Raw genomic sequence first — 14,618 nt, forward strand, 5'->3', positions numbered from 1 at the left:
AGTATTTGGATTGTCACTGCTTGCTCCAAAGTTAACATGTTGAGCAGTCCAAAATGACCGCTATATTAACCAAGGGGGTCAGTTTTTAAATGCCATTAGGGGGTCATTTTTACACTGCCGCTAACACCAACAACAGTTTGCATGGATGCCGTAATCGCATCTCAGACTTTACACAGTTACATCTTTAAATAGATGGATTGTTTAAACCCTTACAGCACATTTCTGCATCTTTAAATCTTTACATCTTTCACTTTTATTTTAGGAATATTCACAATGGCACATCAAATTGAAAACATGGCTTATGTCGGTCAAACCCCTTGGCATGGTTTGGGTAATCAACTGACACCCAATCAACCGATTGAGGTCTGGGCCAAGCAGGCGGGCATGGACTGGCAGATTGAAAGCTCGAATGTGAGTTACATGGCTGAAAATCACAAAGGACAAAGCTTGATCCTACCGCATGATGAACAGCGGGTTTTATACCGTTCCGACACACATGCACCTTTATCGGTAGTCAGTCAGCGTTATCAGGAAGTCCAACCCCGAGAGATTCTAGAGTTCTATCGAGACTTGACTGAACAATCAGGCTTTGAACTGGAAACCGCAGGGGTACTGAAAGGTGGCAAAAAATTCTGGGCTTTAGCCAAAACTGGACAGACTTCTGCTTTAAAGGGTAAAGATGTCAGCAATGGTTACATTCTCTTGGCTACGGCCTGTGACGGTACATTGGCAACCACAGCACAATTTACCTCAATCCGTGTTGTCTGTAACAACACTTTAGCGATTGCCTTAAAAGGTCAGAACGCAAGTGCAGGCGTAGTCAAAGTGCCACACAGTACCAAGTTTGATGCGCAGAAGATCAAACAGCAATTGGGGATTTCAGTGCGTGCATGGAATGAGCATATGTATGAAATGAAACAGCTCAGTCAACGTAAAGTCACACAAAGTGAGGCAGCAGCATACTTTGATGCTGTGTTTAATAACACCAGCCTCAGTCCAACAGAACAGGATGACAGTATTATTCAGTTCTATCGTAATGTCGCATCACAAGCCAACCATACGGCTAAAGCTGACAACAAGACTGAACCGAATGGCCGTGCCATGTCTAAAGTCATGACCATGTTTAATGGACAGGGTCGTGGGGCAGAACTGAGTTCAGCCAAAGATACCGCTTATGGCTTACTGTGTTCGATTACGGAATTTTGTGATCATGAACGTCGAGCGATGAGTCCGGATCACCGACTGGATTCTGCTTGGTTTGGTACAGGTGCTGCATTAAAACAACGAGGACTGGAACAGGCATTGCGCTTGATTGTTTAAGTTTAGATTCAGATTTTGAATTTAAGATGATCACATCAGATCAACATGATCCTGAAAATCTCTTTGAATCTAAATACCTCTTTGCCACATCTCCAGATGTGGCTTTTTTTATGCCTAAAATTTAATAATTAGAGGACATCTTTATGAACTCAGTATTGATTCAACCTCATCCTGCTCGAGCAAATATCCATGTGCATCGGCCTAAACTCACCCATCCAAAACGTTTTGTGGAAACCAAAAACTTAAGTCAGGCGGAATGGCTGGAAGTCCGTCGACAAGGCATAGGCAGCAGTGACTGTGCGGCTGCCTGCGGCCTTAATCCCTATATGTCGATGCTTGAACTATGGATGATCAAGACTGGACGTATTCAACAAAGTATTGAGGATGAAAGTGAAGGCCATGCACCCTTGTATTGGGGCAAACGACTTGAACCTTTGGTTGCTGAATACTACAGCATGCATACCAACTATAAAGTGCGTCGGGTCAATGCCGTATTACAACACCCTGATCCAGACAAGCATTTTATGTTAGCCAACTTGGATTATTCCGTAGTGGGTGATGCAGATGTACAAATCTTGGAATGTAAAACCGCAGGGGAATATGGGGCTAAGTTGTGGCGAGATGGTGTACCGTTATATGTACTCTGTCAGGTACAACATCAATTGGCAGTCACAGGTAAAAAGGCCGCTCATATCTGTGTATTGATTTGTGGACACGAAACCCGAATTTTTAAAGTGACACGTTCTGAATCGGTGATTCAGCATATCATCAATGCAGAGCGTTACTTCTGGGAATGTGTGGAAAAGGATACCCCACCAGAAGCCGATGCCAGTGAATCGGCAGCTAAAGCCTTGCAGTTGCTTTATCCAGAACATGTGCCACTGAGTACCACGGATCTTTCTGAAGATGAGCAGGCTAATCAACAGTTTGAGCAACTGCTTCAAGCTCGAAGCCAAATCGATAAGCATCAGGAGCAGTTCAATCTGTTGAAACACCAACTTCAAGCCAAAATGCAAGAGGCTGAACGTGCCACCTTTAAAACAGGTTCAGTGACGTGGAAGAAGTCGAAGGATTCAATCAGCTTGGATAGCAAGGCTTTACTTAAATCACATCCTGAATATCTCAATAAATTTCCACAAGCCAAGCAGGGTACACGGCGCTTTAACATCTATACCGATACTGATTGAAATAGATTTAGCCTAAGGGTAATTCACAAGCAGAATCTCAAGCTCTACTCAAAAATCCCATGCCTCAATGCATGGGATTTTTTATGTCGATTTCATTTTTAACCAAGCATATCAACACATTTAAGCAGAAGAGGAAAATACCATGATTAAAGGTTTAGCCATTACACCGCCCATTCTTGGGCGGATCAGTATCGGTAAGATGGTTGAAAAGAATGGTAAGCGCATCCCTGAAAAGGATGACCAATTCACCATTACCAGCCAAATCCAAAATAAGGACAGTGGTTGGATAAAACATCCACTGGATGAACAACTTCGTGCTAAAGCCCCCAATCAAAAACTCCGCTCAATTCCAGTCCGTATGATCTTCAATGATCCTGAACTGAATCTAAGAGCGGAATACAGTTTATTTGATCGTCAGACAGGACGATTAATCTGTTCAGGCAATGGTGAAACTTGTCAACGTATCGGACAAAACGGCATTGAACAACATCCATGCCCATCACCTGATTTATGTCCATTAGCGCAAGGTAGACTCTGTAAGCCCTATGGACGACTGTATGTAAATTTAGATGAATCAGATGAACTTGGGACATTCATCTTTAGAACCACGGGTTTTAACAGCATTCGCACTTTAGCAGCACGCTTAAGTTATTACCATGCAGCATCCAATGGTTTGCTCTCATGTTTACCGCTACAACTCACGCTTAGAGGAAAGTCCACAACTCAAAGCTATCGCACGCCTGTGTACTACGTGGATTTGACTTTACGTGAAGGTTTTCATTTACAAGAAGCGATTCAAACTGCCAAGGAGATTGATCAGAAGAGTAAGTTATGTGGTTTTAATCAGGCTGCTTTAGATCAAATGGCACGGCAGGGTTATGGTAATGCACGATTTGAGGTAAATGCTGAGGAGGGTGGTGAAATTGTTGAGGAGTTTTACTTGGAAAAATCTTTTGAATCTGAGCAACAGGCTATTGATTCGAAAAGCAAGACTAAATCTAAGCTCAACCAGGATGATGGATTTATACAGGATATACAGAAAGGGTTGCAGGGGAGTGTGAGGGCGGTGAATTAATAGATAGAATAAGAATTATTTTATTACTGTTAAGATATATTATTTAAAATCCGGTAAGAGTATTTTTTATTTTCAGAGAGATATATAATTAATATTACTAAGAATTCGGCATTTTAAAATTTTATGACCTAGAAGTAAATTCTAGGTCATATTTAAAATTCTGAAAAGTAATTTCTTAAGGTTTCCAGCTGGATTTATTTTCAGAGCAATTATTAATATATAAATCACGACTATTACTAGGTAGAATAGAATTACGTCTTAAAAAAGCTTCATGTATCCATGCTTGAACTTTTTTAGGATCATTACTCCAATTATGAATAGAGGCAAAGCCACAATTTAAATTATCATATAACCTCGGGGGGATAGTATACCTGTTATATTTTGAGATATCTTCTCTAGGATAACTTGGTAAAATTATACCAAGTAAACCAGAGCGAGAGTTATTTTTTGTACTTCGAATACTCGATGAAATCTCCCAATCTACATGCTTACGCTTCCACGTTTCACTACCAATTAAAATAACAGTAACTGTTGAGTCAGATAAATATTCATCACGAATTTTTTGTCTTATTGTTTCAGTCTTTAAATTAATATCAATGTCACCTATCTGAACTGATTTAGAAACAATAATATTGTGTTTATCAGAAAATAAGCTTTCAAAGTTATCTCTGTATTTTTGATCATTAGCATGGTGATAGCTAACGAATACTTTATGTCTTTGAGTCATCAATTAGCTCCTTTATAATTCATTTAGAAGTTGAGATTGCTGTTAAGCCTTTTAGTATTAAATGAACTGCTTCATCTATGAAAGGAGTAATCATTAATCTTTCGTACTCTGGTACAGTTAGTCCAGTATTGTTAGTTAAAATTTCTATATTAGTAGAACCAATTAGATTCTTAACTTCAATATAGTCTGCTCCAAATCCTCTATTTTTAGCAAGTTCCTGTAAACTTGCATAACCTGCATTATTTTGGATTTGCCATTCTTCGGTTAATTCTGGTGCAAGTTCTTTATTTATAATTGAGGTCACAATTTTTTTTGTTATTCCACCAAAGCCACCTAATAAATAAATAGGCTTTTTCATTTTCATAGAAATTATAAACTCTTCCAATACACCAGGCATCTTTCCTTTGTAATCTGATGATTTACCAGAAGAAATTATTCTTAGATCTGATTTTTTTATAGATAGTTCACGCATATTTGTTAAACTTCTAGACCAAATGTATAGGTTTTCAGAACAATTTGGTGGTAAAAAAACTTCTTTCTTTGGGGATACATCTTTTGGGGCATCGTACTCTTCAATATGTAAAATACCGTGGTATTTGGCTTTGAAGCTCTTTACTTTAGAGTCTATAAAAAGAGGCCATGCTAAATGATTTTCAACTCGTATTGAGTTGTCCATTATTCGATTTTGAATAATTAAAGCTTCATCAAGAATAAACTGTGTAAACCCATCTTCACGAAGATCACCACCATATATTAATTTATGTTTTCTAGCTAATAAGTGTCCTGCTAGAACTTGTGATAATCTCTTGAGTTCGTCAAGGTGTTGGTTATGAGTTTCGAACTGGTCTTCTTTATAATCTGAAATTGATATGCCAATTTTTTTTGTCGTATGTTTCTCTGAAAAAATTGACCATAAAGGGGTTGCTGCTTGTATTTTATTTAGCACTTCTCCTGTAGGTGAGGTACTTTCAAAATGGTTAATCCAGTCAATTTCTTCTGGATAAACAGGAGGTTCAGGATAACAAATATTAAGTATCTCTAGTTGTTCAGATTCATTTCTATCTTTTAACAAGTTTATTATTTGATTAACCTCGGGGGGGCGCGCAAAGATAACTGAATTTTCTGGTATCCAACCTTGTATTCTATAGTAGTCTAAAAGACTTTTTGAATAGTTAAATCTAATAGTTTCTAATAGCGTGGCAATTAGAATTCTTAGAATTTCTTTGTTCCTAATATTCAAATCGTGTGAAACATGAATATTAGGAATGTTTACAGCTGCAGGAAAAATCCGATCCTCATAGTGCTCAAGAGTATTTACAAAAATAATCGGCCTTCTTTCCTCTTTCGCCAAGAGTATCTCTCTTTGGCACCAGTAACGAGATGAATATTTATCACTACCTATTGCAATTACAGTTGATTCCTTGAGATTTGCTGTAATCTCCTCATCGAAATTAAAGCAGGGAGCTATATCCGTAGCATCAAAGAATCTTTGTATTGAAGTATTATCAATAAAGTTCTTAATTTCGATTGCAAGACCAACACCTTTTTCATCAGCTTTTGCATGGCTAAGAAAAATTTTTAAAGATGCATCCTTACCCTTTACAATAGTTTTCTTCTCATTAAAACCTAATCGATAAATTTCATGAGATAGCATTAAAATGAAGTATTCTTGATAATCACTTAATGGCCAACTATAGGCACGAACAAAGTTTTTGTTTAATAAGTTTGCTGCATTCGCATGTTTAAATGCAGTTTCATCTAATGCGACTGGAATAATCTCAAAATCTGAAGGGATTTTTTCAAAATATTCATTCCAGTTAGTACTTATCAAAGTATTTTCGCTCAAGAATAAAAACACCAAATTTTTTGCTGCCCATATCTTTAATGGGCTTGGAACTGTATTTGTACTTCTGGAACTATACAGAAAAGTTGGTATGTTTAACTCTCGTGAAAATGGTCTATCAATATCTCTAGTCAGGTATTGTCTAAACTTACTAATATGTTGAAAATATGTAGCATGATCATCTGGATGCCATATGAAATTTATTGCTAATGGAGGAGTTGACTTAGAGTTCATTTTAAGTATTTAACATTTGAATATTTGCATTTTACACAAAAGGTAGCTTTTGTGTTCATCTAAATTGAATCTAATTATTATATAAAGTTCAGGACCTTAAATGTGATATTAAAAACCTCTTTGTTTAAAGAGATTAAAATGTCTATCTTTAGTATGAATTATGTCTTCTTTAGAGAATTCTTATGTTAACTTAAGAAATGTTAGGTGTGCCTCTTAATTTGGCCAGTCCTGTGCTGTATCAGCATGGTGGTATATTGCTGAGTAATTTATAGACCTATGAGAGTTGAAATATGGCAAAAAAGAATATTTTTATAAGTCATGTCCATGAAGATGATGATGGACTAAAAAAAACAAAAGATTTGATGAAAACAAAAGGGTTTGATATCAGAGATTTTTCTATAAATTCAAACAAACCTAATAGTGCTAAAGCTGAAGACTATATTAAATACCAAATTTTAGCACCTAGGATAAGGCAATGTTCTACACTTATGGTTTATATAACTCCTAAAACTAAAGAGAGTCATTGGGTCAACTGGGAGATTGAGTATGCGCAGAAATTAGGCATCAGAATCGTAGGTGTTTGGGCGCATGGTCATCAAGGTTGTGATGTACCAGAAGAATTAGAAAATTATGCTGATGCTATAGTAGGTTGGAATAGTGATTGTCTAGTTAAGGCTGTTAATGGTGAAAATACATTTGAAGGATATAATTCACCTGCTGTTGCCAGATATTTATGTGGTTAATTTATGAAAATTATTTCGTATGTCGTTAGACGTGACTATGGTTTTGCCCCCAATCCTTTTTTTGAATATTGTACTTTAGCTACATGTAAGCCTGGTATCAGAAAAAGTGCTTCGGTGGGTGATTGGATTGTTGGTACAAGCTCTATTTCAACTGGAAGTTTAAATAAGTTAGTATTTGCAATGAAAGTTACAGAAAAATTAACTTTCAATGAGTACTGGTATGATGAAAGGTTTATGAATAAAAGACCTATTTTAAATCAGAGCAGGAAATTCCAGTATGGGGATAACATCTACCATAAGGAGGGTGTAGAGTGGCTTCAACTACCATCGCACCATTCGGAAGAGGATGGTAGTTTTAATTATAAAAATATAGCTACTGATACTAAAACTGATAATGTTTTAATTAGTTCACATTTCTACTATTTCGGTGGCAATGGAGTTTCAATACCATCAGAGCTTTTGGATATTGTAAAAAAAGGTCCAAGTTGTAAGTATGTTGATAATAGCTTGCATGATTATTTCTTGAATAATTTTATTAATAAATTTCCATTGGGCCTAAATGGATCCCCTTTTGCTTGGACAAAGCTACATCAAGAAAGAAATCTTCAGCTATTACTCTCATTTTAAGAGTCGGATAATTACTATAAGTAATGAGATAAAAGTAAAAATTAATAGTCCTGTCCGGACTAGTAATTTCCCTTCGATAGCATTCACTTCTTTTTTAATTTCTATTATTTCCTTATTATATTTTTCTTTAAGTTCTTCAATATCTTTCTTTAGTTTAAAGGGTGAGAATATGTCACCAGTCATATCTGTAACTTTGTCACTAGAAATACTAGTTATCGGTTTATCTTTTTTTACATATTGATTATTTGCATAGTCTCCATTGAATATACCTTCTTGGTCTAAGTCTGCATACCAAATTAAGGCAAAGGGATTTCCCTTTTCAAGAACAACATCGCTCGGGCCTGCATTATAAACTGAAAAAGTCAGTTTTCCTTTCCAACCGGGATCGACATGGAAGCCTGAGACATTAATTAAACCTTTATACTTGTATTTTGCTTTAAATGATATAAAAGCTATATTCTGATAGGGAACATGTACTTCTTCTTCTGTGATCAGAAGAGCAAACTGTCCCTTAGGAATTATAAACTGTGGCTCCTCGACTGTAAGTGTTTTTTTAACTTTAATATCATTTTCAGAATTAGGAGTAATATAAACCTCAGTCCCAATAGTTAATACTAGAGACGCGCAGTCTATTGCTGTATCTGGATGGGATGGAACTAAAGATTTCTTTTTACTATGTAGTTTGTTACCACTCCAGAACATTTCTAAACAACCTTATAACCATCTTTATAATTTCCATATTCTTCAAAATATTCGTGTCTATGCTCAACTTCGTACATTCTGTCAGCAATAAGCTGTTCAATGCCTTCAATATCATAAATGAAGCAAAGAGTTATAAGAATTTCAAATATGTCAAGTACATATTTATTGAAATTTTGTCTAAATTCATGTTTTTCTACGTGATCTAATGATTCAACTGTTTTTAATATTTTGCTAGCAAGAATGCATAGATCCATAGCTAAATCTAGGCCGTAGCTTACGCCTTCTTTTGTATATGACTTTCTGTTTAAATAATCTTGACCTATAGCATTTCTGAGTTCTTTAAGACTCGGTAGCTGAAGATACTCTGGGGCTAAATGTTTACTTAGTCGATGTACGAAAATATTTGCATATGAGAAGTTGATAATTAACGAGTCGATTACATACTTTTGAATTTTCACATTATCTATTTCTGGATTACGTATAACTTCAAGTATTTGACCACTATATTTTCCAATATGGGCAGCCATATGTTTTGCTTTGTTTTGCGTACTTAAAACCCAAACGTCTTTATGATATCTGTCGTCATGAGACATTTGTTTTATTTCAAGTTCTTTGAGAATTTTTTGAGCTGACATATGCAAAAAACCAAACCTACTCTTAGCATAATCTATAAGATAGCATAAATTTTTAGGACCCTTTACATTTTGCGGTAGATTACTTGAGTTCTTAACAAGAACAGCATGTTTTTCGCAAAAAATGCACTCAGTATTTTTTTGTAGAAGATATACGCAAAGATATGGAAAGGAACTTAGAAGGAACCAAGTAGAAAAGAGAAAGAAAGCTAAGTAAATAATGAGAATGTAAATGTTTGATGATGCTGGGTAGAAAAATACTATAGAGACAGAAGCTAAGCTAAGAATGAAAGGAAATAAAACTCCTTTTTTAAGAATGTTCTTCTTTTTTTCTAAAATTTGCAAATAATTATTGCCTTCGATATCAGGTACTTTTACTAGGTTTTCTGTATAGTTAAAAAGATACATTACATAATTTATGTTGTGAATCTCACGTTTAAGACAGTAAGCAACAAACCTTCCACTAATGTTTGGAAGTTTGGCTATATTTTGTGCATATAGTTCTCTTCCTTGGAGATTCAGGTTGAGATTGGATTTGGAGAATTTTGTTTTAAATTCTTTTAATAACTTTTCCTGTTCTAAAAGTTGATTTGACGAAATATTCGTAGAGTAGCGTTTAAAAAGAAGCTGTATCCCAAAAGCTAGATAGCATAGTAAGGGGGATATAAGAATGTAATTTATAAAAAAATAAAGAGATTCCTCAAGACTCATTTGTAGCTATATCCATTTCATGATAGGTTTTGTAAGTGAGAATTTTATACGATTTAGAAAGCAAAAATAACTATATATATTAAAGTAATTGATTTTAAATATATTTTTAAAAAACTCGCGTCTTTCTGACATATGTTGCTATTTCCTAGAGAGGATATTAGTAAGCATTATTTTATTTCAAAAACTGCGGTACAATAAGAGGTTTCTAAATCACATATTCCCATGAGGGTAAAATCGCCTGCGAGTATGTGGTTTTAACCCTAATTTGAATTGAGCCGTAAGTTGTGATTCATAAAACGCAGCAAAGTAACCCTTCTTTAAAAGAGGAAGTGACCTATCCTAATTATTTGAAAAAATTGGGTATTTCTCCTGTTTATGAGACTTATTGGAGTTTTGCTTGTAAAAGGCAGGATATTTACTTTAGTAGATTAAATAAACAAAGCATGCCATGGACTGATGATTCTGTGCTGAAAGTTCATAAATTCACAAATGCTTATCGTGCAGCAGACCGTGTGAGCCAATATTTAATAAAAAACGTAATTTATCGAGATGATCTACTTAATTCTGCAGAAGAAGTTTTTTTTAGAATTATGCTCTTTAAACTTTTTAACAAAATAGAAACTTGGGAACTTTTAGAAAAAAGTTTTGGGGCGATAACTTATAAGGATTTTAGCTTTCAAGCGTATGATCATATTCTGCAGACTGCTATGGAAAATAAAGCTAGAATATATTCTGCAGCATATATTATGCCGCCAGGTGGTAACGCTTTTGGTTTTGCTAAAAAACATCAAAATCACCTGCAATTATTACAAAAAATGATGGATGACAAATTGGCTGGAAAGTTAGCCAAAATTAATAAAATGAAGGATGCATTCGAACTTATTAAAAGTTATCCAACTTTAGGGGATTTCCTAGCGTATCAATTTGTGACTGATATAAATTATAGTGAGCTTACAGACTTTTCAGAAATGGAGTTTGTTATACCTGGTCCTGGTGCCCGGGATGGTCTAAGAAAATGTTTCAGTGGTAAGTCCAATGTTAATGAGCAAGATTTAATTAGATTTATGGCAAACCATCAAGAGCACGAGTTTGGTAGGTTAGGGCTTGATTTTAAATCTTTATGGGGGCGACCTTTACAGCTTATTGATTGTCAGAACTTATTTTGTGAAGTTGATAAATATTCAAGAATAGTTCATCCAGAAATTGTAGGAATATCTGGTAGGACGCGTATTAAACAGAAGTATAGTTGTACAGGTGATATAGAGGCTCCATGGTTTCCGCCTAAGTGGAATATCAATGAGAAAATTGATCAGACTTTGATTACTTTATAATGACCAATTATTATAGATTAAAAGCACGTAGTTTAATTTTTTTATTTTAGCGGGGCGAATTACTCCAAATTTACACCTTATGTTTTTTCTCTGAATGTAAGAGTTTGATTTTATTGTTTTATTTTTTGAGTGTACGTCCAATCCATCATCGGGGCAACCGAAATGCGAGGTTGTAAAGTTTGGATGGCACGTGTCATAACCCACCTGAATTGAAAAACAAAAGCACAAGACCACGCATTATACGGGGTTTGCGTGAAAATCGACAGTATCCCCAACCCACATCCATTGGCATTAACTTTGCTTTGTTCGCTATGAACAAAGCAGCGCAACCGTAGATGCTAAAGCGGAACTGCTCAGTATTTGTATGCGTAGCCGTTTTTTAGTATGTTGAAAAGATAACGATAACGCAGCATAAGAGGGAAAATAAAATGTTGGTATTAGAAGAAATTTATCGAACTAAGAAAAATGAATTTTCAACGGCATTTAATTTACGCATGCAGCGCAGTTTAAGTTGGTGGAAAAAAGCCATTAAGTTTCATGATGATGTCGATATGCAATTTATGACAGCATGGGTGGCGTTGAGTGCTTTGTATGCGCAAGGTCAGACGGCAGAGCATACACAACAGACTTTGCAGCAATTTGTGCAGCGCATGTATCAAAAAGATGTCGATCAGCGCATGGCGAGAATCATTTGGGAAAAATATCCACAAAGTTTAGAGGTATTGCTGACCAATCCTTATTTGTATCAAAGTTTTTGGGATTGGCGTAATCAAAAAATGACTGAAGCTGAATGGCGTGCAGATTATGAGGCAGAAAAACAGCAGATTATGCAGGCATTGCACATTCATGATTCGGTCACAATTTTGGCATGTTTGTTTAAGCGCTTATTGACGTTACAGCAGCAACTTTTACAAGGTGGTGCAACTTATAACAGTGCAATCAACCGCAAACAACTCAGCCATGCCAATACTTTATTGTGTGCGTTGATGCCGTGTTTTATCCAAATTTTATTGGAAAATTTAGAAAATGTGGAATTGAGTCAGCCATTTTACCCTGTGATGCAAATGTCTTAAGCGACTTGCTTGATTGTAATCGCAGCGTTTAAGGCATGGCGGTGTGTTGACGTTGATGCTGCCAGTCGAGTAGGGCAAAGCTCATTGCGGCGGTAACAAAACACAAACCAACTAGGCAACTCCATAACCATCCACCGTGTTGCCATGCATAGATTCCCAAGGCAGAACCACAAGCACCGCCAGTAAAATAACTGGTCATATAAATTGAGTTAATCCGCGATTTGGCATCGGGGCGTAAGCGAAAAATTACGTTTTGGTTGCTGCTGTGTACGGTGGCAAGCCCAAGGTTAATTAAGCCAAAACCAAGAATATAGCTCCATAAGCTAAATTGTCCGTTGTATAGAAAGACCCAACTGATTGCCAATAGCGCCAAACCACCCCACGTCAGCGCTGTAACATAGCCACGATCTGCAATTTTCCCCACGTGTTTGGTCGAAAGAGCACCGAATACACCCACCATTGCCACAATGCCCACCATAAAGTCAGCTAAGCCAAAACTGGATTTGAGTAATACTGCAATGGTGGAAAACAACACGCTCATCGCTGCAAAAGCAAACGCACCGAGCAAGGCACGATAGACCAAACGACGTTCTTCTAAAATGAGTTTGCCCATAGACTGAAACACGGCCAAATAGCTGAGTTTGCTGGTTGAGATAAAGGGTAAGCGTGCTTTGAGTACCGCGGCAATGCAAAGCATCAGCACACCGCTAATCAGGTAAATCACTTTCCAGTGGAATAAATTGGACAGCAAACCTGCCAAACTGGTCGAAAGTAAAATACCGACCAATAAACCACTCATCAATAAACCGACCACTTCACCCATTTTTTCAGGTTTTACGGTCATGGTGGCAAAGGGAATTAAGACTTGTGCCGCCACAGAAAACAGCCCTGTGATAATCGTGCCAATCCATAGCATGCTTAAATTGCTGGAAAAGGCACATAAAAATAAGCCAATCGAGGCCAAAAACATTAATAGGGGAATGAATTTGGTTTTATTGACAATATCGCCCATAGGCACAATGAACAATAAACCCAGTGCATAAGACACTTGTGCAAAAGTCACCGTCAATGCCACTTGGGATTGCGGAATTTGGAAAGACTGATGAATCGAGTAAATCAGCGGTTGGCAATAATAATTGGCACCCGCGCATAGACCACAGGCAATCGCCATCAACCAGAGCAGGGTTTTATCTTGGCTGATGTCGGGTGCAGTGTTCATAATTATCCTAAGGTCAATGGTAAAACGGGGTTGCAGTAGCTCAAAGATTGAATCCAATATTCAACTTCATTAGTGGCAGGATGTCGCCTTTAGCTTAATGAGAAAACTTGTTTTTGGACAAGGTGATCATCATCACGCCTACAATATTGAGCATGCAGCCTAACCATTGTATGCCATTTAGGTGTTCACCTAAAAATGCTGTGGCCAATAAAATCGTCAAGATGGGGCCAATTGAAGCAATCATGGCCGATTGTGCCGCACCTAAACGGGCGATACTGTGCGCCATGAGTAAGGTGGGCAAGACTGTGACAAATATCCCTAAAGCAATACCATAGCCTAGCACTTCTACAGGCAGTTGTTGCACCAGTCCGAGCGGATTAGGTGTGACCAAACTGTAATGCGTAAGCGTACCGATGCAGGCAATACTTAAAGCCAGACCTGTAAAATTCCAAGAGCCAAAATGCTGAATCAGGCTTTTGGTCAGCAATAAATAGCCTGCAAAACACACTGCACTGGCGAACACTAAACTACTGCCTAACCAAAAATACGTGTCATGCGGAGTATTGCTCTGTTCCTGTAACATCACAATCACTGTTCCGCCATAACTCAGGGCAATTGCAAACAGACTCAACCAGCTAAGTTTCTGCCGATACATCACACTCGAAGCCAAGACGGTGAGTGTTGGGTATAAAAACAGAATAATGCGTTCTAATGAGGCACTAATGAACATCAGCCCTAAAAAATCCAACCAACTGGAAAAATAATAGCCCATCAAACCTGCAAAGATCAGCAGCAGCCAATTGCGTGTAGAGATGTTGCGGCTGTGGTAGCGATTGAGCCAACAAATCAGTAGGAAGAAAGGCAGGGCACTTGCCATGCGCAAAGCCATGAGTACGGTTGCATCGACCAACGGTGAAAGTGCATAAGCCTGTTTAATAAAAATGGCTTTGGTACTAAACAAAAAGGCTGCAAATAAGGCAAAGATGGAGCCCCATTGTGTGGCGTTAAGTCTGATCATGAAAAATGCTGTCGAGCAAGGTGGATGCAAGAAAAGTGACACATGCCGCGCACACAAATGCAAGTTGCATGATGGATAAAGACAGATGCGACTGCATGGATCAAGCTGTGTGCTGTATTTGAGTAAGCATAGCCGATTTTATGCAGATGGTCTGCTTGAGATGGCACAAATTTTGT

13 protein-coding genes are annotated in these 14,618 nt (G+C 37.1%); 7 read left to right on the forward strand and 6 right to left on the reverse strand.

Translation table 11 applies throughout. The annotated features are described in order from the left end of the window. Positions 1-273: 273 nt before the first annotated feature. The 3 genes from HYG89_RS13070 to HYG89_RS13080 all read left to right on the forward strand — a co-directional run bounded on the left by HYG89_RS13070 (position 274) and on the right by HYG89_RS13080 (position 3,582). Positions 274-1,320, forward strand: coding sequence for a DUF932 domain-containing protein (locus HYG89_RS13070; RefSeq protein ID WP_178867844.1), 1,047 nt, complete (start codon positions 274-276; stop codon positions 1,318-1,320). A gap of 143 nt (positions 1,321-1,463) precedes the next feature. Next, the gene (locus tag HYG89_RS13075) at positions 1,464-2,507 is read left to right on the forward strand and encodes a YqaJ viral recombinase family protein (RefSeq protein ID WP_178867845.1); all 1,044 of its coding nucleotides are present in this window, start codon (positions 1,464-1,466) and stop codon (positions 2,505-2,507) included. A 142-nt stretch (positions 2,508-2,649) separates the two neighbouring features. Further along, on the forward strand, positions 2,650-3,582 hold the full coding sequence (locus HYG89_RS13080) for a hydrolase or metal-binding protein (RefSeq protein WP_178867847.1): 933 nt from the start codon (positions 2,650-2,652) through the stop codon (positions 3,580-3,582). A gap of 175 nt (positions 3,583-3,757) precedes the next feature. On the opposite strand, the gene HYG89_RS13085 is transcribed toward HYG89_RS13080, so the two are convergent. Together HYG89_RS13085 and HYG89_RS13090 are read right to left on the reverse strand one after the other, a co-directional pair. After that, positions 3,758-4,309, reverse strand: coding sequence for a TIR domain-containing protein (locus HYG89_RS13085; protein WP_171478815.1), 552 nt, complete (start codon positions 4,307-4,309; stop codon positions 3,758-3,760). Between the two features lie 19 nt (positions 4,310-4,328). Then, positions 4,329-6,155, reverse strand: coding sequence for a TIR domain-containing protein (locus HYG89_RS13090; RefSeq protein WP_256734014.1), 1,827 nt, complete (start codon positions 6,153-6,155; stop codon positions 4,329-4,331). 521 nt (positions 6,156-6,676) lie between these two features. Here HYG89_RS13090 and HYG89_RS13095 point away from each other — a divergent pair. Next, complete coding sequence (locus HYG89_RS13095) at positions 6,677-7,129, forward strand: TIR domain-containing protein (RefSeq protein ID WP_151204327.1); 453 nt, start codon at positions 6,677-6,679, stop codon at positions 7,127-7,129. Positions 7,130-7,132: 3 nt separating this feature from the next. Continuing rightward, a complete protein-coding gene (locus tag HYG89_RS13100; protein ID WP_178867851.1) occupies positions 7,133-7,756 on the forward strand; it encodes a hypothetical protein in 624 nt (207 codons plus the stop codon). On the opposite strand, the gene HYG89_RS13105 is transcribed toward HYG89_RS13100, so the two are convergent. Both HYG89_RS13105 and HYG89_RS13110 read right to left on the reverse strand, forming a co-directional pair. Further along, on the reverse strand, positions 7,748-8,458 hold the full coding sequence (locus HYG89_RS13105; RefSeq protein ID WP_046739512.1) for a deoxycytidine triphosphate deaminase: 711 nt from the start codon (positions 8,456-8,458) through the stop codon (positions 7,748-7,750). The two genes, HYG89_RS13100 and HYG89_RS13105, sit on opposite strands and share 9 nt — an antisense overlap. A gap of 2 nt (positions 8,459-8,460) precedes the next feature. After that, complete coding sequence (locus HYG89_RS13110; RefSeq protein ID WP_178867853.1) at positions 8,461-9,801, reverse strand: hypothetical protein; 1,341 nt, start codon at positions 9,799-9,801, stop codon at positions 8,461-8,463. A gap of 284 nt (positions 9,802-10,085) precedes the next feature. Here HYG89_RS13110 and HYG89_RS13115 point away from each other — a divergent pair, with 284 nt between their 5' ends. Further along, positions 10,086-11,132: a nucleotide kinase domain-containing protein gene (locus HYG89_RS13115; RefSeq protein WP_161981126.1), complete on the forward strand. Its 1,047-nt coding sequence runs from the start codon at positions 10,086-10,088 to the stop codon at positions 11,130-11,132. A gap of 428 nt (positions 11,133-11,560) precedes the next feature. Further along, positions 11,561-12,205 (forward strand): hypothetical protein, encoded by a 645-nt coding sequence (locus HYG89_RS13120; protein ID WP_178867855.1) that lies wholly within the window; start codon positions 11,561-11,563, stop codon positions 12,203-12,205. Between the two features lie 28 nt (positions 12,206-12,233). On the opposite strand, the gene HYG89_RS13125 is transcribed toward HYG89_RS13120, so the two are convergent. After that, positions 12,234-13,424, reverse strand: coding sequence for an MFS transporter (locus HYG89_RS13125; RefSeq protein WP_096901400.1), 1,191 nt, complete (start codon positions 13,422-13,424; stop codon positions 12,234-12,236). Between the two features lie 94 nt (positions 13,425-13,518). After that, on the reverse strand, positions 13,519-14,442 hold the full coding sequence (locus HYG89_RS13130; RefSeq protein ID WP_178867857.1) for a DMT family transporter: 924 nt from the start codon (positions 14,440-14,442) through the stop codon (positions 13,519-13,521). Positions 14,443-14,618: the final 176 nt, after the last annotated feature.

The sequence above is a fragment of the Acinetobacter sp. SwsAc5 genome (assembly GCF_013391485.1).
Taxonomy (GTDB): domain Bacteria; phylum Pseudomonadota; class Gammaproteobacteria; order Pseudomonadales; family Moraxellaceae; genus Acinetobacter; species Acinetobacter towneri.

What these genes read in the sequence shown, in the direction of transcription:
- HYG89_RS13070 (WP_178867844.1), top strand. Translation starts at nt 274, where the DNA reads ATGGCACATCAAATTGAAAACATGGCTTATGTCGGTCAAACCCCTTGG.
- HYG89_RS13075 (WP_178867845.1), top strand. Translation starts at nt 1,464, where the DNA reads ATGAACTCAGTATTGATTCAACCTCATCCTGCTCGAGCAAATATCCAT.
- HYG89_RS13080 (WP_178867847.1), top strand. Translation starts at nt 2,650, where the DNA reads ATGATTAAAGGTTTAGCCATTACACCGCCCATTCTTGGGCGGATCAGT.
- HYG89_RS13085 (WP_171478815.1), bottom strand. Translation starts at nt 4,309, where the DNA reads ATGACTCAAAGACATAAAGTATTCGTTAGCTATCACCATGCTAATGAT.
- HYG89_RS13095 (WP_151204327.1), top strand. Translation starts at nt 6,677, where the DNA reads ATGGCAAAAAAGAATATTTTTATAAGTCATGTCCATGAAGATGATGAT.
- HYG89_RS13100 (WP_178867851.1), top strand. Translation starts at nt 7,133, where the DNA reads ATGAAAATTATTTCGTATGTCGTTAGACGTGACTATGGTTTTGCCCCC.
- HYG89_RS13105 (WP_046739512.1), bottom strand. Translation starts at nt 8,458, where the DNA reads ATGTTCTGGAGTGGTAACAAACTACATAGTAAAAAGAAATCTTTAGTT.
- HYG89_RS13110 (WP_178867853.1), bottom strand. Translation starts at nt 9,801, where the DNA reads ATGAGTCTTGAGGAATCTCTTTATTTTTTTATAAATTACATTCTTATA.
- HYG89_RS13120 (WP_178867855.1), top strand. Translation starts at nt 11,561, where the DNA reads ATGTTGGTATTAGAAGAAATTTATCGAACTAAGAAAAATGAATTTTCA.
- HYG89_RS13125 (WP_096901400.1), bottom strand. Translation starts at nt 13,424, where the DNA reads ATGAACACTGCACCCGACATCAGCCAAGATAAAACCCTGCTCTGGTTG.
- HYG89_RS13130 (WP_178867857.1), bottom strand. Translation starts at nt 14,442, where the DNA reads ATGATCAGACTTAACGCCACACAATGGGGCTCCATCTTTGCCTTATTT.